19 protein-coding genes are annotated in these 24,889 nt (G+C 69.3%); 5 read left to right on the forward strand and 14 right to left on the reverse strand.

Annotation, left to right across the window (positions count from 1 at the left end):
- Positions 1–45: 45 nt before the first annotated feature.
- Genes ACYJP6_RS01325 through glcD form a run of 5 tightly spaced genes read right to left on the reverse strand, consistent with a single transcriptional unit; the run spans position 46 to position 6,460 of the window.
- Positions 46–2,220: a malate synthase G gene (locus ACYJP6_RS01325; protein ID WP_459472725.1), complete on the reverse strand. Its 2,175-nt coding sequence runs from the start codon at positions 2,218–2,220 to the stop codon at positions 46–48.
- A gap of 30 nt (positions 2,221–2,250) precedes the next feature.
- Positions 2,251–2,655 (reverse strand): heme-binding protein, encoded by a 405-nt coding sequence (locus ACYJP6_RS01330; protein ID WP_027598097.1) that lies wholly within the window; start codon positions 2,653–2,655, stop codon positions 2,251–2,253.
- Between the two features lie 14 nt (positions 2,656–2,669).
- Complete coding sequence (gene glcF / locus ACYJP6_RS01335; RefSeq protein ID WP_459472727.1) at positions 2,670–3,902, reverse strand: glycolate oxidase subunit GlcF; 1,233 nt, start codon at positions 3,900–3,902, stop codon at positions 2,670–2,672.
- Between the two features lie 12 nt (positions 3,903–3,914).
- Entirely contained in the window at positions 3,915–4,961 is a 1,047-nt protein-coding gene (glcE, locus tag ACYJP6_RS01340; protein ID WP_459472729.1) for a glycolate oxidase subunit GlcE, read from the reverse strand.
- Entirely contained in the window at positions 4,961–6,460 is a 1,500-nt protein-coding gene (gene glcD / locus ACYJP6_RS01345; RefSeq protein ID WP_309758524.1) for a glycolate oxidase subunit GlcD, read from the reverse strand. Before glcD ends, glcE begins: the two co-directional genes overlap by 1 nt.
- 208 nt (positions 6,461–6,668) lie before the next feature.
- On the opposite strand from glcD, the gene glcC reads away from it, so the two are divergent.
- Both glcC and ACYJP6_RS01355 read left to right on the forward strand, forming a co-directional pair.
- Positions 6,669–7,436 carry a transcriptional regulator GlcC gene (gene glcC / locus ACYJP6_RS01350; protein ID WP_459472731.1) on the forward strand — a complete coding sequence of 256 codons (768 nt, stop codon included), beginning with the start codon at positions 6,669–6,671 and terminating at the stop codon, positions 7,434–7,436.
- A gap of 146 nt (positions 7,437–7,582) precedes the next feature.
- Positions 7,583–8,947 carry a hemolysin family protein gene (locus ACYJP6_RS01355; RefSeq protein ID WP_145008436.1) on the forward strand — a complete coding sequence of 455 codons (1,365 nt, stop codon included), beginning with the start codon at positions 7,583–7,585 and terminating at the stop codon, positions 8,945–8,947.
- A 12-nt stretch (positions 8,948–8,959) separates the two neighbouring features.
- Here the strand turns inward: ACYJP6_RS01355 and ACYJP6_RS01360 are convergent, their stop codons facing one another.
- The gene (locus tag ACYJP6_RS01360; RefSeq protein WP_459472734.1) at positions 8,960–10,861 is read right to left on the reverse strand and encodes a sensor domain-containing diguanylate cyclase; all 1,902 of its coding nucleotides are present in this window, start codon (positions 10,859–10,861) and stop codon (positions 8,960–8,962) included.
- Positions 10,862–11,048: 187 nt separating this feature from the next.
- Positions 11,049–11,936, reverse strand: coding sequence for a M23 family metallopeptidase (locus tag ACYJP6_RS01365; protein WP_459472736.1), 888 nt, complete (start codon positions 11,934–11,936; stop codon positions 11,049–11,051).
- Positions 11,937–12,284: 348 nt separating this feature from the next.
- Here ACYJP6_RS01365 and ACYJP6_RS01370 point away from each other — a divergent pair, with 348 nt between their 5' ends.
- Positions 12,285–13,085: a helix-turn-helix domain-containing protein gene (locus tag ACYJP6_RS01370; protein ID WP_459472738.1), complete on the forward strand. Its 801-nt coding sequence runs from the start codon at positions 12,285–12,287 to the stop codon at positions 13,083–13,085.
- Between the two features lie 205 nt (positions 13,086–13,290).
- On the opposite strand, the gene ACYJP6_RS01375 is transcribed toward ACYJP6_RS01370, so the two are convergent.
- The 7 genes from ACYJP6_RS01375 to ACYJP6_RS01405 all read right to left on the reverse strand — a co-directional run bounded on the left by ACYJP6_RS01375 (position 13,291) and on the right by ACYJP6_RS01405 (position 22,123).
- Complete coding sequence (locus ACYJP6_RS01375) at positions 13,291–14,190, reverse strand: peptidoglycan DD-metalloendopeptidase family protein (RefSeq protein ID WP_459472739.1); 900 nt, start codon at positions 14,188–14,190, stop codon at positions 13,291–13,293.
- Between the two features lie 75 nt (positions 14,191–14,265).
- Complete coding sequence (locus tag ACYJP6_RS01380) at positions 14,266–15,195, reverse strand: response regulator (protein ID WP_459472742.1); 930 nt, start codon at positions 15,193–15,195, stop codon at positions 14,266–14,268.
- A 72-nt stretch (positions 15,196–15,267) separates the two neighbouring features.
- Complete coding sequence (gene phoU / locus ACYJP6_RS01385) at positions 15,268–15,993, reverse strand: phosphate signaling complex protein PhoU (RefSeq protein WP_145008430.1); 726 nt, start codon at positions 15,991–15,993, stop codon at positions 15,268–15,270.
- 58 nt (positions 15,994–16,051) lie between these two features.
- On the reverse strand, positions 16,052–16,879 hold the full coding sequence (pstB, locus tag ACYJP6_RS01390) for a phosphate ABC transporter ATP-binding protein PstB (protein ID WP_459472745.1): 828 nt from the start codon (positions 16,877–16,879) through the stop codon (positions 16,052–16,054).
- A gap of 193 nt (positions 16,880–17,072) precedes the next feature.
- A complete protein-coding gene (gene pstA / locus ACYJP6_RS01395) occupies positions 17,073–18,785 on the reverse strand; it encodes a phosphate ABC transporter permease PstA (RefSeq protein WP_459472747.1) in 1,713 nt (570 codons plus the stop codon).
- On the reverse strand, positions 18,772–21,057 hold the full coding sequence (locus ACYJP6_RS01400; RefSeq protein WP_459472749.1) for an ABC transporter permease subunit: 2,286 nt from the start codon (positions 21,055–21,057) through the stop codon (positions 18,772–18,774). The genes pstA and ACYJP6_RS01400 overlap by 14 nt, the downstream gene beginning before the upstream one ends.
- A 94-nt stretch (positions 21,058–21,151) precedes the next feature.
- Positions 21,152–22,123, reverse strand: a complete 972-nt coding sequence (locus ACYJP6_RS01405; RefSeq protein WP_459472751.1) for a PstS family phosphate ABC transporter substrate-binding protein — start codon at positions 22,121–22,123, stop codon at positions 21,152–21,154.
- A 266-nt stretch (positions 22,124–22,389) separates the two neighbouring features.
- Here ACYJP6_RS01405 and ACYJP6_RS01410 point away from each other — a divergent pair, with 266 nt between their 5' ends.
- Both ACYJP6_RS01410 and ACYJP6_RS01415 read left to right on the forward strand, forming a co-directional pair.
- Positions 22,390–23,685: an MFS transporter gene (locus tag ACYJP6_RS01410; RefSeq protein WP_459472753.1), complete on the forward strand. Its 1,296-nt coding sequence runs from the start codon at positions 22,390–22,392 to the stop codon at positions 23,683–23,685.
- An 11-nt stretch (positions 23,686–23,696) separates the two neighbouring features.
- Positions 23,697–24,878: a M20 aminoacylase family protein gene (locus ACYJP6_RS01415; protein WP_459472755.1), complete on the forward strand. Its 1,182-nt coding sequence runs from the start codon at positions 23,697–23,699 to the stop codon at positions 24,876–24,878.
- Positions 24,879–24,889: the final 11 nt, after the last annotated feature.

A 24,889-nucleotide genomic window follows, 5' to 3' on the forward strand; every position in this document is an offset into this window, starting at 1 on the left:
CAGAACGGGTTCCCGCCCAGCATGGACGGGAACCCAAGACCACTATCAGGCGCCGGCTTTCTTCTTCAACCGCCAGGCGTGCAGCAGCGGCTCGGTGTAGCCGCTAGGCTGCTCGCGGCCCTTGAAGATGAGGTCGCGGGCGGCGCGGTAGGCGTAGGAGCTATCGAAGTGGCCGGCCATGGGCTCGTAGAGGGCGTCGCCGGCATTCTGGCCGTCGACCACCTTGGCCATGCGCTGCAGCGTCTCGTCCACCTGCTCGGCGCTGACCACGCCATGGTGCAGCCAGTTGGCGATGTGCTGGCTGGAGATGCGCAGGGTGGCGCGGTCTTCCATCAGGCCGACGTCATGGATGTCGGGCACCTTGGAGCAGCCCACGCCCTGGTCGACCCAGCGCACCACGTAGCCGAGGATGCCCTGGCAGTTATTGTCCAGCTCCTGCTGGATGGCCTCGGCGGACCAGTCCGGCGACTCGGCCACCGGCACGCTGAGCAGGCCGGCGAGCAATTCGCCGCGGGCAGCGTCGACGTCGCTGCGTTCCAGCTCCTGCTGTACCTGCTGGACGTTGACCTGGTGGTAATGCAGGGCGTGCAGCACGGCGGCGGTGGGCGACGGTACCCAGGCGGTGTTGGCGCCGGCCTTGGGATGACCGATCTTCTGCTCCAGCATGGCCGCCATCAGGTCGGGCATGGCCCACATGCCCTTGCCGATCTGCGCCTTGCCACGCAGGCCACAGGCCAGGCCGACCAGCACGTTGTTGCGCTCGTAGGCGGTGATCCACTTGGAGGTCTTCATGTCGCCCTTGCGCAGCATGGGCCCGGCCAGCATGGCGGTGTGCATCTCGTCGCCGGTGCGGTCGAGGAAGCCGGTGTTGATGAAGGCCACCCGCGCCGCCGCGGCGGCGATGCAGGCCTTGAGGTTGACGCTGGTGCGGCGCTCCTCGTCCATGATGCCCAGCTTGACGGTGTTGGCCGGCAGCCCCAGCAGGGCCTCGACACGGTCGAACAGCTGGACGGCGAAGGCCACCTCGGCCGGGCCGTGCATCTTGGGTTTGACGATGTACACCGAGCCGCTGCGAGAATTGCCCTGGCGCTTGAGGTCGTGCATCGCGATGGTCACGGTGACCACGGCGTCGAGGATGCCTTCGGGGATCTCGCGCCCGTCGTCCAGCAGCACCGCCGGGTTGGTCATCAGGTGGCCGACGTTGCGGATGAACAGCAGCGAGCGCCCGTGCAGGGTCAGCGGCTGGCCATTGGCGCCCTGGTATTCGCGATCCGGGTTGAGCCGACGGATAAAGGTCTCGCCGCCCTTGCTGACTTCCTCGGCCAGGTCGCCCTTCATCAGGCCCAGCCAGTTGCGATAGGCCAGCACCTTGTCGGCGGCGTCCACCGCGGCGATGGAGTCCTCCAGGTCCATGATGGTGCTGACCGCAGCCTCCATCAGCAGGTCCTTGACCCCGGCGGCGTCGGTCTTGCCGATGGCGCTGTCGCGGTCGATCTGGATCTCCAGGTGCAGGCCGTTGTGGCGCAGCAGCACCGCCGAAGGTGCCGCGGCATCGCCCTGGTAGCCGACGAAGGCGGCCGGATCGGCCAGTTCGCTGGTACCGCTCTTGAGGTCCACCACCAGGCGGCCGTCCTGCACCCGGTAGGCGGTGGCGTCCTTGTGCGAACCGCCGGCCAGGGGCGCCACGCCATCCAGCACCTGGCGGGCGAAGGCCACCACCTTGGCGCCGCGGGCAGGGTTGTAGCCCTTGCCGCGCTCGGCGCCGTCGGTCTCGGGCAGGGCATCGGTGCCGTAGAGGGCGTCGTACAGCGAACCCCAGCGGGCATTGGCGGCGTTCAGGGCGTAGCGGGCGTTGAGCACCGGCACCACCAGCTGCGGACCGGCCTGCTCGGCGATCTCGCGGTCGACGCCGGAGGTCGAGGCCTGCACCTGGCCGGGCACCGGCTGCAGATAGCCGATACCCTCTAGGAAGCTCTGGTAGGCGGCCAGGTCGGTGACCGGGCCGGGATGGGCGCTGTGCCAGTTGTCCAGCTCCACCTGCAGGCGCTCACGCTCGGCCAGCAGCTCGCGATTTCGCGGCGCCAGCTCGTGCACCAGCTGGTCCACGCCCGACCAGAAGGCGGCGATGTCGAGCCCGGTGCCGGGCAGCACTTCCTCGTCGATGAAGCGCTGCAGCTCGGTGGCCACCTGCAGGCGGCCCAGGGTAGTACGGTCGGTCATGATGGCTTTCCTTGATATGAAGCTGTGAATTCAGTTGAGCGCGGCAATGGCCGCTTTGGCGACCTGGGCATCTTCCGGCGCCTTGACGCCCGAGACGCCGACGGCGCCTACCACCTGGCCGTCCACCAGGATGGGCACCCCGCCTTCGAGCATGCCCTGCATCAGTGGCGCGCTGAGGAAGGCGGTGCGGCCGTTGTTGATCATCTCCTCCAGCACCTTGGACTCCTTGCGCGCCAGGGCGGCGCTGCGGGCCTTCTCCGGAGCGATGTAGGCGCTGTTGGGTGCGGCGCCATCCAGGCGCAGCAGGGCCAGCGGATGACCGCCGTCGTCGGCCACGGCGATGCACACGGCCCAGCCCTGGCGCTCGGCTTCGGCGCGGCCGGCGGCCAGCAGGGTGTCGATCTCGGCGAGGGTGAGCACGGCTTTGGTCTTCATGGGGCCTCCAGGGTTCAGGGTTGGGTCGGGGCGGCCAGGGCCGCGTCGAGGATTTCGATCCAGTGGCGCACCGGGGTGCGCCCGGCGCCGTCGAGATGGCTCTGGCAGCCGATGTTGGCGGTGGCGATCACCTCCGGCCGGCCGCTCTCCAGGGCGTCGAGCTTGGCGTCGCGCAGCCGGCGCGACAAGTCCGGCTGGGTCAGCGAATAGGTGCCGGCCGAGCCGCAGCAGAGGTGGCCGTCCGGCACCGGCGCCAGGGGGAAGCCGAGGCGCTGCAGCACGCCCTCCACGGCGCCGCCCAGGCGCTGGGCGTGCTGCAGGGTGCAAGGGCAATGGAAGGCCAGCCGCGGAGTGTTGGCCAGGCGCAGTTCTTCCAGTGGCAGCTCGCGCAGCACCTCCACCAGGTCACGGGTGCGCGCCGAGACTTCCCGCGCCTTGGCGGCATAGGCCGGATCGTCCTTGAGCAGGCTGGCGTACTCCTTGACGAAGGCGCCGCAGCCGCTGGCGGTCTGGATGATGGCCTCGGCACCGGCCTGCAGCGCCGGCCACCAGGCGTCGATGTTACGCCGGGCGCGGTCGAGGCCGGCGTCCTGGGCGTTGAGGTGGTAGTCCACCGCACCGCAGCAGCCGGCGCGGGGCGCGGCTTCCAGGCTGATGCCGAGGCGATCCAGCACCCGTGCGGCGGCGGCATTGGTATTGGGTGACAGCCCCGGCTGCACGCAGCCTTCGAGGATCAGCATGCGCCGGGCATGGCGCGGCGCGGGTCGCTCGCCGGGGGCGGCGATGCGCGTCGGCAACTTGGCCTGGACGCTGGCCGGCAGCAGCGGCTTCAGCGCCTGGCCGCTTTTCAGCAGCGCCCCGAACAGCCGCGGCTGCGGCAGTACCTGGCGCAGGCCGGCGCGCAGCAGGCGCTGGCCCAGCGGCCGCGGCACCCGGCGCTCCACCTCGGCGCGGCCGACATCGAGCAATTCGTGGTAGGACACGCCCGAGGGGCAGGTGGTCTCGCAATTGCGACAGGTCAGGCAGCGGTCGAGGTGCTCGCGGGTCTTCTCGCTGACCTCGCCGCCTTCGAGCATGCCCTTGATCAGGTAGATACGGCCACGCGGACCGTCCAGCTCGTCGCCGAGCAACTGGTAGGTCGGGCAGGTGGCATTGCAGAAGCCACAGTGCACGCAGCTGCGCAGCACCCGCTCGGCGTCGGCGGCGCGGGGCAGTTCACGGGCGGCGGGACTCAGATTGGTTTGCATGACGTCTTCCCCTTACAGCCCGGCGTACAGCCGACCCGGATTGAAGATCCCCTGGGGGTCCAGGCGCGCCTTGAGGCGGCGGTGGTAGTCCAGCAGCGCGGCCGGCAGCGGATGCTGGGCCTCGCGCTCGGCGTCCGGGGCATAGCAGAGCGCCTGGCCGCCAGCCCGCTCGGCGATCTCGCGCACGACCGTGGCCGGGGCATCGCTCTTGAGCCAGTACTGGGCGCCGCCCCAATCCAGCAGGCGGGTGCCGGGCAGCTCGAGCAAGGGGCTGTTGACCGGCACCGACAGCCGCCACAGGGGCGCGGGTCCGGCGAAGAAGGCCAGGCGCTGCTCGTTGAGATCTTCCCAGAAGGACTCGGCGAGGGCGTCACCACCCAGGCGATCGACGGCCGAGCGCACCGAGCCCTCGCCGCCTTCCAGGCGCAGGTGCAGGTGTTGGCCGTCATGGCAGGCGGCGGAGATCGGCAGGGCTTCGCGGCCCCAGACGGCGAGGCGCTGCAGGGCGCGCTCGGCGTCCAGCTCCAGGCTCAGGCTCTGGCTGCAGCGGGGCTTGGGCAGCACCTTGAAGGACACCTCGGTGATCACCCCCAGGCAACCCTGGCTGCCGGCCAGCAGCCGGGAGACGTCGTAGCCGGCGACATTCTTCATCACCTCGCCGCCGAATCTCAGGTGCTCGCCGGTGCCGGTGATCAAGCGGGTGCCCAGGACGAAATCGCGCAGGCTGCCGGACCAGGGCCGCCGCGGACCGGAAAGGCCACAGGCCAGGGTGCCGCCGACGGTGGCGCCCTCCCCCAGCCGTGGCGGTTCGCAGGGCAGCATCTGGCCCTGTTCGGCCAGGGCGGCGTTGAGTTCGGCCAGCGGCGTGCCGGTGCGCACCGTGGCCACCAGCTCGGTGGGGTCGTAGCGCACCAGGCCGCGGTGGCCGCTGACATCCAGCGGCTCGCCGGCTACCGGGCGGCCCAGGTGGGCCTTGGTGTCGCCGCCGTGGATGCGCAGCGGCTGGTGGCGGACCAGGGCCTCGCGGACCTGGTCGAGGAGCAATTCCAGGCTATCCATCAGAAGCGCTCCAGTTCGGGGTGGGGCAACTGGCCGTGGTGCACGTGCAGGCCGCCGAATTCGGCGCAGCGATGCAGGGTCGGCACGTTCTTGCCGGGATTGAGCAGCCCGGGGGCATCGAAGGCGGCCTTCACCGCGTGGAAAAAGGTCAGCTCGCCCGGCTGGAACTGGGTGCACATGGCATTGATCTTCTCGCGACCGACGCCGTGTTCGCCGGTGATGGTGCCGCCCACCGCCACGCAGAGGTCGAGGATGCGCCCACCCAGGGCCTCGGCCTGCTCCAGCTCGCCGGGCCGATTGGCATCGAAGAGGATCAGCGGGTGCAGGTTGCCGTCGCCGGCATGGAAGACGTTGCCCACCGCCAGGCCGTATTCCGCCGACAGCGCCTCGATGCCGCGCAGCACCTCGGGCAGGGCGCGGCGGGGAATGGTGCCGTCCATGCAGTAGTAGTCGGGCGACAGCCGCCCCACCGCGGGAAAGGCGTTCTTGCGCCCGGCCCAGAATTTCTGCCGCTCGGCTTCGTCGCGGGCCAGGCGGATCTCGGTGGCGCCGGCGGCGGCCAGCAGGGCGCTGACCCGTTCGATGTCGGCGGCCACGTCGGCCTCCACCCCGTCCAGTTCGCAAAGCAGGATGGCCGCGGCGTCCACCGGGTAGCCGGCGTGGATGAAGTCCTCGGCGGCTCTCAGGGTCAGGTTGTCCATCATCTCCAGGCCGCCGGGGATGATGCCGGCGGCGATGATGTCCGCCACCGCCGCGCCGGCGCGCTCGACATCGGCGAAGCTGGCCATGACCACCCGGGCGCAGGGCGGCTTGGGCAACAGCTTGACGGTCACCTCCACCACCACCCCGAGCAGGCCCTCGGAGCCGGTGAACAGCGCCAGCAGGTCGAAGCCGGGGCTGTCCAGCGCCGCGCTGCCCAGGGTCAGGCGCTCGCCCTCCAGGGTGACGATCTCCACCGCCAGCACGTTGTGCACGGTCAGCCCGTATTTCAGGCAGTGCACGCCGCCGGCGTTCTCGGCCACGTTGCCGCCAATGGAGCAGGCGATCTGCGACGAGGGATCGGGCGCGTAGTAGAGGTCGTGGGGCGCCGCGGCCTGGGAGATGGCCAGATTGCGTACCCCCGGCTGCACCCGGGCGCGGCGGCCATCGGGGTCCACTTCGAGGATACGGTTGAAGCGCGCCATCACCAGCAGTACGCCCTGCTCCAGCGGCAGGGCACCCCCGGAGAGGCCGGTGCCGGCGCCCCGGGCAACCAGCGGCACCTTCAGCTCATGGCAGAGGCGCAGGGTCGCCTGCACCTGTTCCACCGTCTCCGGCAGGACCACCAGCAGCGGCGTGGTGCGATAGGCCGCCAGGCCATCGCATTCGTAGGGCTTGAGGTCTTCCCGGGCGTGCAGCAGGCAGTGCTCGGGCAACTCGGCGCGCAGGCGCTGCAGCAACTGCGCCTTGTCCGGGCGGGGCAAGGCGCCGTCGAGACGTTCATCGTAGACCAGGCTCATCAGGTAACCGCCATTGTTGTTGTTCTGGCTGAAGAGACCTGGTTGTACCCCGACTGCTGCCGATACGTCCATCGCCCAGGGCACTGGTCATACCAGTTTTTGCAGCCTCTTCGACCAAAGGACTAGGCCGCTGCATGAGGCTTGACGGCCACTTCAGCCAGTGGCTCACTAGCCTGAACTCTCGTGGTCATACCAGCAGGAAGCCGCCATGTCCGTCGCCACCGCCCGCCTTCCCGTCGCCGAGAACGTCAGCCAGCAGATCGAACGCCTGGTGGTGGACGGGGTGCTCAAGGTCGGCCAGCCGCTGCCCTCCGAACGCCGCCTGTGCGACAAGCTCGGCGTCTCCCGCACCGCCCTGCGCGAGGGCCTGGGCCTACTGCGCGCCCGCGGCATCATCGAGACGCGCCACGGCCAGGGCAGCTTCGTCGCCCGCCTGGCCGCACCGGCGGCGGAGAATCCCCTGCTGCACCTGTTCAGCAGCCAGCCACGCACCCTCTACGACCTGCTGGAGGTACGCGCCCTGCTGGAAGGCGAGGCGGCGCGCCTGGCCGCGCTGCGCGCCACCACCGCCGACCTGGTGCTGATCGGCCGGCGCTACGAGGAGCTCTGCGCCGCTGCCCAGGACCTGGCCAACCTGTCCGCAGAAGCCCACGCCCGCCTCGACCACGCCTTCCACCTGGCGATCAGCGAGGCCTCGCACAACCCGGTGCTGGTGCACACCCTGCAATCGCTCAACGAGCTGCTGCTGGGGTCGGTGTTCGCCTGCATCGCCAACCTCTACCATCGCCCGCCGCAGCGCCAGGAGATCGATGCCCAGCACGCCCGCCTCTATGCGGCCGTGAGCCAGCGCCTGCCCGACGAGGCCCACGCCGCCGCCCGCGAGCACATCCACAGCGTTCGCGACAGCCTGCGCGAGATCGAGCAGGAGGAGCAGCGCCTAGTGCGGGCGACCATGCGTCTGGAGGGCTGGACCTAGCGGCGCAGCCCGCGCGGCGGTGGCCCGCGCCAGAGCGCCTGGCGGGCCGCACGTCCGACGACCTGCTCCGCCGGCGGACGCAACATCTTGCAACTGCCCTGCCCCGCCCCCATGCTTAGGCGACCTTTTTCCAGTTCCCGGCCCTAATGGACCCTTCCACCAGTTTTTCCTCGACGTTGATCGCCGATCTCGGCCTCGTGTTCTTCGCTTTCTTCCTCGTGCTGCTCAACGGCTTCTTCGTCGCCGCCGAGTTCGCCATGGTCAAGCTGCGCGCCACCCGCGTGGAGGCCATCGCCAAGAAGCACGGCTGGCGCGGGCGCATCCTCAAGAAGGTGCACCACCAGCTCGACGCCTACCTGTCCGCCTGCCAGCTCGGCATCACCCTGGCCTCCCTGGGCCTGGGCTGGGTCGGTGAGCCGGCCTTCGCCGAACTGCTCGAACCCCTGCTCACCGCCGTCGGCGTCAGCAGCCCCGAGGTGATCCACGGCATCGCCTTCTTCACCGCCTTCTTCATCATCTCCTACCTGCACATCGTGGTCGGCGAGCTGGCGCCCAAGTCCTGGGCCATCCGCAAGCCCGACCTGCTGTCGCTGTGGACGGCGGTGCCGCTGTATCTCTTCTACTGGCTGATGTACCCGGCCATCTGGCTGCTCAACGCCAGCGCCAACGGCATCCTGCGCATCGCCGGCCAGGGCGAGCCGGGCGCCCACCACGAGCACCACTACAGCCGCGACGAACTCAAGCTGATCCTGCACTCCAACCGCGCCACCGATCCGGACAGCCGGGTGCTGGCCTCGGCCGTGGAGCTGGGCGAACTGGAAGTGGTGGACTGGGCCAATTCCCGCGAAGACCTCATCTACCTGGACAGCAAGGCCAGCCTGGACGAGATCCTCACCCAGATCCGCCGCTCCAAGTACAGCCGCTACCCGGTCTACGACGAAGACAGCGAGACCTTCACCGGGGTGCTGCACATCAAGGACCTGCTGCTGGCCATCGCCGGCCTGGACAGCGAAGCCGCCTCCTTCGACCTCGACGACCTGGTGCATCCGCTGGAGCGGGTGACCAAGCACATGCCGCTGTCCGAGTTGCTGGAGCAGTTCCGCCGTGGCGGCGCGCACTTCGTGCTGGTGGAGGAAGCCGACCACAAGGTGATCGGCTTCCTGACCATGGAGGACGTGCTCGAGGTGCTGGTGGGCGACATCCAGGACGAGCACCGTAAGACCGAGCGCGGCGTGGTCGCCTACCAGCCGGGCAAGCTGCTGGTGCGGGGCGACACCCCGCTGTTCAAGGTCGAGCGACTGCTCGGCATCGATCTGGACCACGTCGAGGCCGAGACCCTGGCCGGCCTGATCTACGACAGCCTGAAGCGCGTCCCCGAAGAGGAGACGGTGCTGGAGGCCGAGGGCCTGCGTATCATCGTCAAGAAGATGAAGGGGCCGAAGATCGTGCTGGCCAAGGTCATCAAGCTGGACCCCAGGGACGCCCGCCGGCGCCAGCCGGAAGAGCGCTGACCGGGCGCGGCCTCAGCCGCGTCCGCTCCACAGCCCCGGCAGGCCATCGCTCAGGCAGACCCGGTTGCGCCCCGCGCGCTTGGCCGCGTAGAGCGCCCGGTCGGCGTCCTCCAGCAGGCCCAGGCCATGTTCGAGGTTGCTCGGCACGGCCACCGCCACGCCGATGCTGACGGTCGGCCGCAACAGTCCCTGCTCGCTCTGCAACTCCAGCTCGGCCACCTCCTGGCGGATCCGCTCCGCCAGCGCCTGGGCCGCCAGCAGGGCGCTGCCCGGCAGGGCGATGACGAATTCCTCGCCGCCGTAGCGCGCCGCCACCTCCCCCGCGCGCTGGGCGTGTCGCCGCAGCAACTCGGCCACGCACCTCAGGCATTCGTCGCCCAGGGTATGGCCATGGGTATCGTTAACCGTCTTGAAGTGATCGACGTCCACCAGCAGCACCGCCAGCGGCACCTCGGCCCGGGTGGCGCGCCGGATCTCCTGCTGGAAGACGCGCTCGAAGTGGCGGCGATTGCTGAGGCCGGTCAGGGGATCGGTCTGGCTCTGGTGCAGCAGCTCGTGGTTCAGTCGCTCCAGGGCGGCCTTGGCCTGCTGCAGTTCCACGGTGCGCAGCGCTACCCGCAGTTCCAGCTCGACGAAGGAGGCTTCGCGCTCCCGCGCCAGGGCGCTGGAGGCTTCCAGCGCCTGGCGCTGCGCCTCGATCCGTTCGCGCCGCTGCCGGCTGAGGCCTTCGGTGAGGCCGAAGGAGAGCATCAGGAAACCCAGGACGAAGCCGAGCATCTGGCCGTGGAAGGCCGGGCTGCCCGGGGACAGCCAGCCGGCGACCGCCAGCAACTGCACCAGGCTGCCCAGCAGCAGCAGGCCCCAGGCCACGCTGAACCACCGGGCCATGCGACTGCCGCGCAGCGCCAGGTGGGTGGTGGTACCCAGCAGGACCAGGCAACTCAGGGCCATCATGCCGAGCAGCCCCTGGAAACTCAGCAGTTGCGGCCAGGCCAGCGCGATGACCAGGTTCAGGCTCCAGTAGCCGATCAACAGGCGATTGCCGAGGTCGATCCAGGGCTCGCTGTGGTAAAGACTGAGCAGGTAGCGGACGAACAGCCCCGCGCTGAGGAAGCACAGCGCAGCGAAGGCCACATGGGCGCGCAGGGCGAAGGCCGGGCTGTCCGGCCAGAGCAGCCAGCCCCCATAGCCGGTGGTCACCGCCTGGTAGCCGATGACGCTCAGCAGATAGAGGGCGTACCAGCCGAAGCCCGAGCGCCGGCCGAAGCTCCACAGGCTCAGGGTCAGCAGCAGGATGGTGAACAGGCAGCCGAAGAAGCCGCCGATCAGCCAGGCATCCCGCTGCGCCTGGACCAGATAGGTGGCGGGCGTCATCAGCCGCAGGGGCAGCACGAAGCTCTCGCGGGAGTCCAGCCGCAGATAGACCTCCTCCACCGCTCCGGCGGCGGGTGCCAGGGCGAACATCAGCTGACGCCCGGGCAGCGCCCGCTGTGCCACCGGCAGCGCCAGGCCGCTCTGTTGCAGGGCCCCCCAGGTACCATCGGCGCCACGCGTGCGCAGGTCGAGGTTATCCAGCACCGGCCACCGGGGAATCAGCCACCAGGCCTGGTCGCCGCGACCCTGGACGCGAAAGCGCAGCCAGAGCCCCTGGCGCCCATCGTGGAGCAGCGTTTCCAGGACGCCGGGAGCGTGCCAACCCTGGTCCGCATCGCGCGGCCGGGCGGCGGCCTCGGCGAAGCTCAGGCTGGCCGGCGCCTTGAGGATCTCCAGCACCGGCCGCGGATCGTAGGTGTGGGTCGGATCCTCGAGCTGCAGCGCCTGTGCCCGGCAGTCGAGGGCGACCAGCAGCAGTACCAGCAGGCAGAACAGCCGGTTACGCCCACAGGCGCGCAAGGCGGCTAAGAGTCCATTCATGGGACGGCATCCACGGCCTGGAGAGAGGGGTAGGCAGCTGAGGAACCAGCGGGCTAGACGAGACGACAGGTGATAGCATAACGCCACCCGCCCCATTCCTGGCAATGGCTTTCTGACCGCGACAAGGCGTGCGGTCGCCGACCGGATAGGCGGCGACGCTGCAGCGGCGAAGCGGTCGGCTCAGGACTCAGCGGTCGCGCAGCGCCATGTTGGGCAGTGCCGCCAGCGGACGGGCGAAGCGGAAGGGAATGGACACCATTTCGCCCCCCTCGTGGGCCTGCACCACGAAGTGCAAATGGGGGCCGGTGCTGCGCCCGGTATTGCCCGATTCCGCCAGCGGGGTGCCCACTTCCACGCGCTCGCCGGGGCGGACCTTCACCGAGCCGCGACGCAGGTGCAGGTAGGCGCTCTGGCTACCGTCCTCGTGGGCGATGCGCACGAAGTTGCCCGAAGGATTGGGACCGTGGCCGAACTGGCCGTTCTCCACGTCGACCACGGTACCGGCCCGCGCTGCGCTGATCGGCGTGCCCTCGGGCATGGCGATGTCCACCGCATAGCGGCCCTTGGGCGTGTTGTGGCTGAAGTCGCCACCCGCACCCTGGGTCACGTAGTAGATCCCCTGGCGCCAGGGCCAGGCATAGCCGTAGCCAGCACCGCTGCTGGTACCGTCCGCCACGCTGTCGGCCAACGGCGGCAGGGGGCCGGCCGGCAACTGCGGGCTGTAGCTGAACGCCTGGTCGAAGTGCATGGGGAAGCCCTGCTGGCGCTTGCGGATCACCGCCAGCTGCACGGTGGAGCGCGGCGCCACCACCTGGCGGATCGGCCGTTCGGCACCGGCCACGTTGACGGTACGCTGCAGACGCAGCTCGACCCGCACGGGCACGTCGAAATCGTTGCGTACCTCGAAGACGCGGCCTTCGCTGGCATTGCGCACCTTGAGCTTGACCTGCCCCTTGCGGGCCTGGCTCTTGGTGGAGGCGTTGGTCAGGGTCGCCGCCTCGGCCGCGGGCAGGGCGACGGGCAAGGCCAGGGCGAGGGTCAGGCAGGAGATCAGGGCGGTCAGGCGTCGGTCCATGGCATAGGGCCACCATGATGGGCAAGGACCGAAACTAACAAAGCCGTGCTGGCTGGGCGATGCCCAAACCGCGGCTTTGTGAAGCCGCTGGCAAAGCGCCGTGCGAATAAAAAAGCGTGGTACTCAAATCCCTGTACCACGCTGCCACCGATCGGACGGTAGTTCAAATTCAAGCCTGACGGTTCAGGCGGGTCAGCCAAGCGGCAGGTGTTCTGTGCGACACTCCCGCAAGAGGCAGGTTTTCGGCGCGTAGAAGGATCACTCCTGGGCGCGCCCGATGCTCCGGCCATAGTGCTGCAGGTTAGGCGCTAGCACCTTGACCCTGCCCAACCGAAACGGACAGCTGTTATGCAGGAACAGACAATAGACCCGTCGCGGAGCGTGGCTGCGGATGCGCCCGTCCCGCCCGCCGGGCCGCTGGTGTCCCAGCTCAACACCTTCGCTCATGGCCAGGTGTGGCCGCCGCATGTGCATGACCAGGCGCACCTGATGTACACGGTCAACGGCGTGCTGGAGGTCACCACCCAGGAAGGGGTCTGGTACGTTCCGCCCAAGCAGGCGATCTGGATTCCGCCGCGCATCGAACACCAGGCCCGGGCCAATGGCGAGGCCACCCTGCAGGTGGTGATCATCGACTTGCCGAGCGACCTGCCCTACCCCCAGGCGGCCACCAGCATGGTGCTCATCTCGCCACTGCTGCGCGAATTGCTGCGGTGCCTGCGGCGGGGCGGCGCTTCCTATGGCGCGGCCGAACTGGGCGGCCATGTGCGGGCGCTGATGCTGGCGGAACTGGTGTTTCTCGAAGAGACCGCCCTGCACCTGCCGGCGTTGGCCGACCGCCGCCTGCGGGCCATCCAGACCAGCCTGCACGCCGATCCGGCCGACGATACGGCGCTGGCGACCTGGGCGCAGCAGCTGCATCTCTGCTCGCGCAGCCTGGCGCGGCTGTTTCTCAAGGAGACCGGCACCAGCTTCTCCACCTGGCGCCAGCACACCCGGCTGATGCTGGCGCTGCCACGGCTGGCCGCCGGTGAACCGGTCACCCGGGTGGCGCTGGACCTGGGCTACGCCTCGCCCTCGGCCTTCACCCGGATGTTTCGCCGGGTGCTGGGCGTCTCGCCCAGCGAGTATCTCGACGCCCAGGGCTGAAACCAGGCAAGGGCAAGCGCCTGCTCGAAGGCGCGCGAGCTAGAGCCAAACAAGGCCCAGGCGGCCCCACGAAAAGCGCTGAGGAAGCGGATCAGACTCGCGCTCGACCGGGCTCGCGCGCGAGTCTACAGAGGGTAAAGGGGCTGGCCTTCCAGGGGCTTTTCGACGCCGCTTGGCCGACGCGCAGCAGCCTTTGAACAGGCTCTCAAGGTCCGCCGACGGCGAAGTTGGGCAGGCTGTCCACCGCCTGGGCGAAGCGGAAGGGTATGGATTCGACGGCCTCGCCGGTGTTGCGCTGGACCACGAAGTGCAGGTGCGGCCCGGTGCTGCGCCCGGTGTTGCCCGAGGACGCCAGGGCCTGGCCGGGGCGTACCCACTGGCCTTCACTGACCTTGATCGAGCCCCGCTGCAGGTGCAGGTAGACGCTCATGGTGCCGTCGTCGTGGAGGATCCGCACGAAGTTGCCGGAGGGGTGGTTGCCGCGGCCATCCTGGGCGTTCTCCACCTCCACCACCTGGCCCGCGCGGGAGACCACGATGGGCGTGCCCTCGGGCATGGCGATGTCCACCGCATAGCGGCTCTTGGGCGTGTTGTGGCTGAAGCCGCCGCCGGCGCCCTGGCTGACGTTGAAGGGCCCGCCGAGCCAGGGCAGCGGATAGGCGAAGCCGGAGGCGAAGACCGGGGTGGCACTGCCCATCAGGGTGGTGAGCTGGGGGGTGTAGCGCTGCGGCCGGCTCGGATCGGGCGCGATCAGGGTCGCCAGGCGCGTCAGGCTGCGCGCCGGCAACACCTTGCGGATGGGCGCCTCGCCCACGCCGCTGACATTCTGCAGGGCGGACAGGCGCAGGGTGACGGTCACCGGCAGGAAGCTGTCGTTGCGCACCTCCAGCACCGTGCCGCCGGCATAGTGGCGCGGCTGCAGCTTGACCCGCTGGTCCAGCCGCTCGATGGGATCGTCGCTGAAAGTCATCACCTTGGCGCCCTTCTGCGCCTTGTCGGTGTAGGTGACCACGCCGTGGGCATCCACGTACTTGTAGATGGGCGCCGCCAAGGCGGGGCCGGCCAGGGCGAAGGTGAGCAGCAGCAGGTGACGGACGAAGGGCATGGGCAGGGCGTCAGGAATCCGCGGTAAGGCGCAGCGAAGCAGTCTCCGTGCCAGCCCCAGCATGGCCGCCGTTCCTCAGGCGCCCGGCACGTAGTGCCGCTGGGCGGTGCCCTTGGCGATCAGCCGCGACAGGTAGTCGAGCTTGGCCGGGTCACGGTCGATGAAGCGGAAGTTGACCTGCACCCACTCGCTGGCCGGCGTCGCTTCCACCGCGCTGAGCGAGTGCAGGTAGCCGTTGAGGCGCGCCACGTCGCTGCCGTCTTCGCCCTGCTCCAGGTCGAGCACGGCGGTTTCCAGGATCTGCGGCAGCGGGTCGCCACGGCGCACCACCAGCAGGGCTTCCTTGATGCTGATCGCCTTGATCAGGCAGGCCATGCTGGCCTCGGGCAGGCGCAGCTGGCCCTGGCCGAAGTTGGCGGCCGCGGCCTTGCCCCGGGCCGGCGGAGGCGGCGCGGCGCCGGTCAGCAGGGCGGCGCTGGAGCTGGCAGCCGGCGACGGCGCCGGGGATGCCGTCGGCGTTGGCTGGACCACGTCGGCACGGTTGCCGGTCAGGGCGCCCAGGGAATCGTTGGCGAACCCGGTGGCCGGACGGGGCTGGGCGCCGGCCTGCAGCTCGGCGAGCTTGCCGGTGCGTTGCAGGGCCTTCTTGACCTTGGCGGCCAGTTGCTCGTTGGAGAACGGCTTGCCCATGTAGTCGGAGACGCCGGCCTGGATGGCCTGGACGACGTTTTCCTTGTCACCGCGGCTGGTGACCATGATGAAGGGCACGCCCTGGTGGGCCGGCTGGGCACGGAACCAGGACAGCAGTTCCAGGCCGGTCATGCCGGGCATCTCCCAGTCACAGAGGATGAGGTCGAAGCGCTGCTTGCCGAGCATCGTCTGGGCGCGACGACCATCGGCCGCCTCGTCCACCACGAGCCCGGGAAACAGGTTGCGCAGGCCTTTCTTGATCAGATCGCGGATGAAGGGGGCGTCGTCCACCACCAGTACGTTCAACTTGCTCATCGGTCACTCCATGCCAAGTCTTGCAGCATAGCAGGCGGCTCCGGGACGCCACCCGGGGAGCGACCGGACGGATCATTCGCGCGACCGGTTGACCTCTTCGGCCATGCGCTTGAGGCCCATGTGGCGAACGTCGGTGCCCTGCACCAGGTAGATCACCAGCTCGGCGATGTTGCGCGCATGGTCGCCGACCCGCTCCAGGGAACGCAGCACCCAGATGATGCTCAGCACCCGGGAAATGGAACGCGGGTCTTCCATCATGTAGGTGGCCAGCTCGCGCAGGGCCGACTTGTATTCGCGGTCGATCAGCTTGTCGTACTGGGCCACCGAGAGCGCCAGCTCGGCATCGAAGCGGGCGAAGGCGTCCAGCGCCTGGTGGACCATCTTGCGCACCTGCTCGCCGATGTGGCGCACCTCGACGTAGCCACGCGGGGCCTCGCCGTCCTCGGTCAGCTCGATGGCGCGGCGGGCGATCTTGGAGGCTTCGTCGCCGATGCGCTCCAGGTCGATCACCGACTTGGAGATGCTGATGATCAGCCGCAGGTCGGAGGCCGCCGGCTGGCGCCGGGCGAGGATGCGCAGGCATTCCTCGTCGATGCCGCGCTCCATGATGTCGATCTGGTCGTCGATGGTGCGCACCTGGCGCGCGAGGCCGGCGTCGGCGTCGATCACCGCGCGCACGGCGTCGCTGACCTGCTTTTCCACCAGACCGCCCATGGCCAGCAGGTGGCTGCGGACCTCTTCCAGTTCGACGTTGTATTGCTGGGAGATGTGCTGCGTGTGACCGTCTTTGTTGATCATGCTGTCAGTCCTGCCTGAGAGGAGCGAGTCGCCGGGTGGGGCACCGGCCTGCCTGGAACTAGCCGTAGCGGCCGGTGATGTAGTCTTCGGTCTGCCGCTTCGCCGGGTTGGTGAAGAGGGTGTCGGTGTCGCCGTGTTCGACCAGCTGGCCCATGTACATGAAGGCGGTGTAGTCGGAGACCCGCGCCGCCTGCTGCATGTTGTGGGTGACGATGACGATGGTGTAGCGCTGTTTCAGCTCGTGGATCAGCTCTTCCACCTTGAGGGTGGAGATGGGATCCAGCGCCGAGCAGGGTTCGTCGAGCAGCAGCACGTCGGGCTGCACGGCGATGGTGCGGGCGATCACCAGGCGCTGCTGCTGGCCGCCGGAGAGGCCCAGGGCCGACTCGTGCAGGCGATCCTTGACCTCGGCCCACAGCGCCGCGGCCTGCAGCGCCCATTCCACCGCCTCGTCGAGCACCCGCTTCTGCTTGATGCCCTGGATGCGCAGGCCGTAGACCACGTTCTCGTAGATGCTCTTGGGAAAGGGATTGGGCTTCTGGAACACCATGCCCACCCGCCGGCGCAATTCGGCGATCTCGGTGCCGCGGGCGTAGATGTTCTGGCCGTCGAGTAGGATCTCGCCGTCGATGCGGCAGTCTTCGACCAGGTCGTTGAGGCGATTGAAGCAGCGCAGCAGGGTCGACTTGCCACAGCCGCTGGGGCCGATGAAGGCGGTGACCCGCTGGCGCGGGATCTCCAGGGCGATGTCCTGCAACACCTGCTTCTTGCCATAGAACAGGTTGAGCCGTGGCACCGACAGCGCCACGCCACCTTCGCTCGCCGCGGACGTGGCGCTGGCCGCGTAGGCGGCGGCGGTTCTGAAGATGGAGGAATCGGAAGGCATGGGTTCTCCTCGGCGCTAGTATGGTGCTTCAGAAGTTCGCACGAGATTTGGCGAGTGATTTTTGGCGATTCGGCGCTCCGATGGGGGCCAGGCGCCGCGACGAGTCATAGCAGGGCTATGGTGAGGAGTGGCAACGCCGTCCACGCCGAAAAAGCGCCGCCAAAATCGTGTAGTTAACTTCTGAAGCACCATACTAGTCTTCCAGTAGCCGATACTTTTCGCGCAACCGGTTGCGCAGGAACACGGCGGACAGGTTCAGCCCGGCGATCACCAGCACCAGCAGCAGGGCGGTGGCGTAGACCAGCGGGCGGGCGGCTTCCACGTTGGGGCTCTGGAAGCCGACGTCGTAGATGTGGAAGCCGAGGTGCATGATCTTCTGCTCCAGGTGCAGATAGGGGTAGTTGCCGTCCAGCGGCAGCGCCGGTGCCAGCTTGACCACCCCCACCAGCATCAGCGGCGCCACCTCGCCGGCGGCGCGGGCCACGGCCAGGATCAGTCCGGTCAGCATCGCCGGGCTGGCCAGCGGCAGCACCACCTTCCACAGGGTCTCGGCCTGGGTCGCGCCCAGCGCCAGGGAGCCCTCGCGGATGCTGCGGGGAATCCGCGCCAGCCCCTCTTCGGTGGCGACGATCACCACCGGCACGGCGAGGATCGCCAGGGTCAGCGAGGCCCACAGCAGGCCCGGGGTGCCGAAGGTTGGCGTGGGCAGGCTGGCGCGGAAGAACAGCTGGTCCAGGGAGCCGCCCAGCACATAGACGAAGAAACCGAGGCCGAAGACGCCGTAGACGATGGCCGGCACCCCGGCGAGGTTGTTGACCGCGATGCGGATGATGCGGGTCAACAGGCCTTGCCGGGCATATTCACGCAGGTAGATGGCGGCGATGACGCCGAAGGGGGTGACGATCACCGCCATCAGCAGGGTCATCATCACGGTGCCGAAGATGGCCGGGAAGACGCCGCCCTCGGTATTGGCCTCGCGCGGATCGGCGCTGAGGAATTCCCAGAGCTTGGTGCCGTAGAAGCCCAGCTTGGCGTCCAGGCCCATGGCGTTGGGCTGGTAGGCGCGCACCACGCGGGCGAGGTTGAGTTCCAGGGTGCGGCCCTCGACGTCACGCACCACCACGCTGTCGCGCCGCTGCTCCTGGCGCAGGCTGGCCAGCTGGTCTTCCAGCTCGCCATAGCGCGCCTCCAGCTCGGCGCGGCGGGCGGCGAGATCGGCCTGGGCGGCGGCGTCGAGCCGGCCTTCCAGCTGCAGGGAGCGGCCTTCCAGGCGCAACCGTTCCAGGGCGTAGTTGACGCCACCGATGTCCTGTTTCTCCAACCGTTCCAGCCGCTCGCTCAGCGCCTGGGTGCGCTGCAGCCGGCGTTGCAGCTCGGGCAGGGCCGCGGCGCCCCTGGCGACCTGGCGTCCCTCTTCGCGCACCTCCACCGCATAGCCGTAGAAGTTGCCCCACTCGCGGCGTTCCAGGACCAGGACGTCGCGGGGGACGCGGCGATCCTGCAGCCAGTCGCCGATCAGCCAGACGAAGTCGCTGCCGTAGAGGTCGCGGTTGCCCAGCTTGAAGAGTTCGCGGCTCAGGCTGTCGCCGGTGCCGGCCGGCAGCGCTACCCCGACGCCGCGCAGGCGCTCCGCCGGTACCCTTTCCCGCTGCACCACCTCGCCCAGCACCAGCCGTGCCTCCAGCCCCGGCGGCGCATAACGCCCCTGCACCACCTCGGCCGGCCAGAAGTGCGCCAGGCCGCGGACGGCGATGATGCCGATCAGGCCCAGGGTCATGAGCACGGCGATGGCCACGGCGCCCGCGCTCAACCAGACGCCGGGGATGCCGGCGCGCAGCCACGGCTGCAGGGCGCGCCGGGGCGCGCTGCCCTGCCCTGGCGGTAGCCCCCGCTCAGAGCGCCGCATATCTTTTCCTCAGCCGCTGGCGAATCAGCTCGGCCAGGGTGTTCAGCAGGAAGGTGAAGCTGAGCAGTACCAGCGCGGCCAGGAACAGCAGCCGGTAATGGGTACCGCCCACCTCGGATTCGGGCATCTCCACGGCGATGTTGGCCGCCAGGGTCCGCATGCCCTCGAACAGGTTGGCGTCCATGATCGGGGTGTTGCCGGTGGCCATGAGCACGATCATGGTCTCGCCCACGGCGCGGCCCAGGCCGATCATCAGCGCCGAGAAGATGCCCGGGCTGGCGGTGAGCAGCACCACCCGCGTCAGGGTCTGCCAGGGCGTGGCGCCGAGCGCCAGCGAGCCCAGGGTCAGGCTGCGCGGCACGCTGTAGATGGCGTCCTCGGCGATGGAGAAGATGTTGGGAATGACGGCGAAGCCCATGGCCAGGCCGACGATCAGGGCATTGCGCTGGTCGTAGGCGATGCCCAGTTCCTGGCTCAGCCAGAGGCGCAGGTCGCCGGCGAACAGCAGGCTCTCCAGCCAGGGGCTGAGCGCCAGGGCGGAGGCCGTGGTCAGCAGCACCACCGGCAGCAGCAGCAGGCTTTCCCAGCCCTCGGGCAGCCGCTCGCGCAGGGTCAGCGGCAGCCGCGACCAGCCGTAGCCGGCGCCCAGGATGGCCAGCGGCAGGAGCAGCAACAGGCTGAACAGCCCGGGCAGGTGATTTTCCACGAAGGGCGCGAGGAACAACCCGGCGAAGAAGCCGAGGATCACCGTGGGCAGGGCCTCCATCAACTCGATCACCGGCTTGACCGTGCGCCTCATGCGCGGCGCCATGAAGTAGGCGGTGTAGATGGCCGCGGCGATGGCCAGGGGCGCGGCGAACAGCATGGCGTAGAAGGCCGCCTTGAGGGTACCGAAGGTCAGCGGCGCCAGGCTCAGCTTGGGCTCGAAATCGGCGGTCGCCGCACTGGACTGCCAGACCCGCGCCGGCGCCTCGTAGTTCTCGTACCAGACCTTCTCCCACAGCGCCGCCCAGGAGACTTCCGGGTGCGGATTGTCCAGGGTGAAGCCGAGCAGGCGACCGTCGGCTTCCAGCAGCAGCCGATCGGCGCGCGGCGACAGCGCCAGCATCCCGGGCCCCGCCGCGATCTGCGTGCGCAGCAGGGTGCGTCCGGCGGTGCTGTGGAAGACCCCCAGCTCGCCGGCGGCGTCCAGCGCCAGGAAGCCCTTGCGCCGCTGTTCGGGAACCAGCTGCACGATGGGGGCCGCGCCCAGCTGGAAGCTGCGGATATGTCTCAGCACCGGCTCGCCATCCTGGCCGCGGACCAGGAACCACTGGGCGATCCCGCCCTTGGCGGTACCCACCAGCAGCGACACGCCACCGAGCAGCTGGGCGCTGGCGGTGACCTCGTCGTCGGCCGCCTCGAGCAGCTTGTAGTGACCGTTGAGGCTGCCATCGCGCAGGTCGAAGACATCCACCTGGGCGCGCCCGTTGAGGGCATAGAGCCAGCGGCCGCGGCCATCGAGGTAGATCGCCTTGGCCGCGGCGTTGAGCGGACCGAGCACGGTCGAGGTGCGTACTCGGGTGGTTTCGCCACCGCTCACCGCGGGCGCCAGGCCGGCGAGGCGCAGGGCCGTCACCCGATTGCCCTGGGCGCCGGCCAGCACCAGCTGGTCGTCGTCGCCGACGATGGCCACGCGATCGAGGGCGACGGGCTCGGCGCCCAGGTCGAGGGGCGCCCGTCCATAGGGGAAGTCCAGCTCCGGGGTGATGACCCGGGTGCCCTGGGGATAGCGGGACACGTAGCGCTTGTGCGCCACCAGCACGCGCCCGTCGGAGAGGCCCAGGGCGAGCAACCCGCGCGGGGCATCCTGGGCCTGGCTGGTGATGGTCACCCCGGGCGGCAGCGGCAGGCGTTCGCGCATCACCGGCTGGCCGTCGGTCAGGGTGAAGAACACCGCCTCGCCGGACTGGGAGAGGTGCAGGCCGAGGCGATTCTGCTCGTCGATGCCCAGCAGCAGCGGGGCACCGGCCGCGGCCAGCCAGGTGGGCTGGGGCAAGGGCTGCGCCTGGAGGCTGGCGCCCCGCAGCAAGGGCAGCACCACATAGGCGAGGTAGAAGAAGATCAGGGTGATGGTCGCCAGCACGGCGAGCCCCCCGACCAGCACCGAGGAGCGTACCAGCCGGTCCTGCAGGGCCCGCCACCGGCGCCGCCGGCGTAGCGCAGGCGTGTTGAAGTCCAGCCGAGCGGGGCCGCGAGGATCGGGCGGGGACGGGGGTACCGGGGGTTTCATGGCGCAGAGCCTAATCACGTCGTGTGACAGAAAGGTTACAGCGAATGGGCAGCCGCCGGCGCTACGCCGGCGACGGGCGCAGGGCGCCTGCCGCTCAGTAGCCCAGGGTCTTCAGCGACTGCTGCACCACCGCGGTCGGCAAGGGGATATAGCCGTCCTTGATCACCGCCTCCTGGCCGCTGCGCGAGAGGATTAGCCGCAGGAATTCGCCTTCCAGCGGATTGAGCGGCCGGTTGGGGGCCTTGTTCACATAGACGTAGAGGTAACGTGCCAGGGGATAACGGCCGGACAGGGTGTTCTCCTGGTTGTCCTCGACGTAGTCGGTGGTGCCCTGGCGGGCCAGGGCCAGAGTATGAACACTGGCGGTCTGGTAGCCGATGCCGGAGTAGCCGATGCCGCCCAGGGACTGGCTGATGGCCTGGACCACCGAGGCCGAACCCGGCTGCTCGCTGACGTTGGCGCGGAAGTCGCCGCGGCAGAGCGCCGCCTCCTTGAAGTAGCCGTAAGTACCCGATACCGAATTGCGGCCGAATCTCTGGATCGGGCGCCTGGCCCAGTCGCCGGTCAGGCCCAGGTCGCCCCAGGTCTTGAGTTCGTGCGGGCCGCCGCACAGCCGGGTGCTGGAGAAGATCGCATCGACCTGTTCCAGGGTCAGGCGCTGCAACGGATTGTCCTTGTGCACGAAGATCGCCAGGGCGTCGATGGCCACCGGTACGGCGGTGGGCGGGTAGCCGAAGCGCTGCTCGAAGGCCTGCAGCTCGGCATCCTTCATCTTGCGACTCATGGGCCCGATGCTGGCGGTGCCCTCGGTGAGCGCCGGTGGCGCGGTAGACGAGCCGGCCGCCTGGATCTGGATGTTGAGATTGGGGTAGGCGCGCTTGTAGCGCTCGGCCCAGAGCGTCATCAGGTTGGCCAGGGTGTCGGAGCCCACGCTCGACAGGTTGCCGGAGACCCCGCTCACCGGCTGATACTCGGGGATGGCCGGGTCGACGCCTGCGGCGCGGGCGGTCGGGCCGCCCAGGGCCAGGACGAGCGCCAGCGCGGTCAGCGGGCCTTTGAGATGCATGCCGGATTCCTCGCGGGATGGAAAAGACGGGCCTGGCCGGCGACGCTCAGGCGCGAGCTGGCACTTTAGGCGGGCATTGTGACGGATTTATGAAGGCTCGCCAGCCGCGGGAAGGCGTTCAGTCAGGCGGCAGACAGGAGCGCCGTGCACTAGGCTGGCGCAAGGACCCGCCACTCGTTGCCTCCCGACGCCTCTGGCACAGGGACTGGCCGGGCCGGACCACTACTTGCATAGCTAAGCATTCACCTGAACCAGAGGAACGCACCATGGCCCAGGCCCTTCCGACGTCCGCCACCCCGACCGCCGCGCCGGTCGCCGCGCCCTCGCGCGCCCGGCTGATCGCCGCCGCCAGCCTCGGCAACGGTCTGGAGATGTTCGATTTCACCGTGTTCAGCTTCTTCGCCGCCATCATTGGCCAGCTGTACTTCCCCTCGGATACGCCCTATGGCTCGCTGCTGATGGCGGTCGGGGTGTTCGGCGTCGGCTTCGTCATGCGGCCCCTGGGCAGCATGGTGCTGGGCGCCTACGCCGACCGTCACGGCCGCAAGCAGGCCATGCTGCTGACCATCTCGCTGATGGGCCTGGGCAGCGCCCTGATCGCCCTCACCCCGACCCACGCCCAGATCGGCCTGGCCGCGCCCTTGATCCTGCTGCTGGGCCGCTTGCTGCAGGGCTTCTCGGCGGGTGGCGAGATCGGCGCTGCCACCACCCTACTGCTGGAAGCGGCCAGCCCCGGCCGCCGCGGCTTCCACGTCAGCTGGCAGGTCATCAGCCAGGGCGGCAGCGCCCTGCTCGGCGCGGCGCTGGGCGCCCTGCTCACCCGCAGCCTGTCCGAAGCCGACCTGCACGCCTGGGGCTGGCGCATCCCCTTCCTGGTCGGCCTGCTGATCATCCCGGTCGGCCTCTATATCCGCCGCCAGGTGGACGAGACCTGGAGCGGCGCCGGCGCGGCCGAAGGCGGTCCGGTGCGGGCCTTCCTGCGCGAGCACCCGCGGCGCTTCGGCCTGGGGCTGTTGATCGTGATGTCGGCCACCCTGCTGACCTACCTGATGCAGTTCTACATGCCCACCTACATGACCCGCATCGTCGGCCTGCCGGCCACCAGCGCCTACCTCGCCGGGGTGGCCTCCAGCGCCGTGCAGATGGTCGCCGCCCTGGCCGCCGGGCTGCTGCTGGACCGCTACGGGCGCTACAAGCCGGTGGCCCTGGTCAGCCTGGCGGTGGCCGTGCTGGGCATCTATCCGGCCTTCGTCTGGCTGAACGACCCCACCACCCAGGGCCTGGCCTTCGCCGCCCGCTTCGTGGTGATCACCGCCATGAGCGTCAACATGACCGCCGGGCTGCTGCTGATCCTCGCCGGCCTGCCGCGCCCGGTGCGCGCCACCGGCCTCGCCATGACCTACGCCCTGGCGGTGACGCTATTCGGCGGCACCGCCCAGTTCATCGCCACCTGGCTGATCCAGGCCAGCGGCAGTCCGCTCGCCCCGGCCTGGTACCTGATCGCCATGCTGCTGATAGGATGGTTGGCCCTGATGAGTTATCCCGAACGCCACCTGGATTGAGAGAGACCGCCATGAGTTTCGCCACCGCTGCGGATCAAGACGCCACCGCCCGTCATATCGCCGGCTACCTGCCGGAAATGGTCGCCCTGCGCCGCGACATCCATCGCCATCCCGAACTGGGTTACCAGGAACAGCGCACCAGCGACCTGGTGGCCGCCGCCCTCGCCGGCTGGGGCTACGAGGTCCATCGCGGCCTGGGCGGCACCGGGGTGGTCGGCACCCTGCGCGCCGGCAGTGGCAGCAAGGTGCTGGGCATCCGCGCCGACATGGACGCCCTGCCGATCCTGGAGACCACCGGGCTCGACTACGCCAGCCAGCATCCCGGCCGTATGCACGCCTGTGGTCATGACGGCCATACCACCACCCTGCTCACCGCCGCTCGCTGCCTGGCCGAGACCCGTGCCTTCGACGGCACCCTGCACCTGATCTTCCAGCCGGCCGAGGAAGGCCTGGGCGGCGCCCTGAAGATGATGCAGGACGGCCTATTCGAGCTGTTTCCCTGCGACCAGGTGTTCGGCCTGCACAACATGCCCGGCGTGCCGACGGGCAAGTTCTGCTTTGTCGACGGCGCCGCCATGGCCTCGTCCGACACCGCCCTCCTGCGCATCCGCGGCCAGGGCGGCCACGGCGCAGTGCCGGACAAGGCGGTCGATCCCATCGTCGCCAGCGCGGCCACGGTGATGGCGCTGCAGACCGTTGTCTCGCGCAACGTGGCGCCGCTGGATACGGCGGTGATCACCGTGGGCAGCATCCACGGCGGCGAGGCCTCCAACGTCATCCCCGACACGGTGGAGATGAAACTGACCATCCGCGCCTTCCAGGACAGCACCCGCGACCTGCTGGAGCAGCGCATCGGCGCCCTGGTCCGCGCCCAGGCGGAAAGCTTCGGCGCCACCGCCGAGCTGGACTACCAGCGCGGCTATCCGGTACTGGTCAACCACGACGGCCCCACCGCCTTCGCCCGCCAGGTGGCCATCGACCACTTCGGCGCCGACGCCCTGTACCCCTTCGCGCCCATCCCGGCCAGCGAGGACTTCGCCTACATGCTGCAGCAGGTACCCGGCTGCTACCTGTTCGTCGGCAATGGCCCGAGCGCCAACCTGCACAACCCGGCCTATGACTTCAACGACGCCCTGCTGCCGGTCGGCGCGCGCTACTGGGTCAAGCTGACCGAGGCCTTCCTCATCGCCTGATGGCGCTGCCC

It is taken from the genome of Pseudomonas sp. No.117, assembly GCF_054558395.1.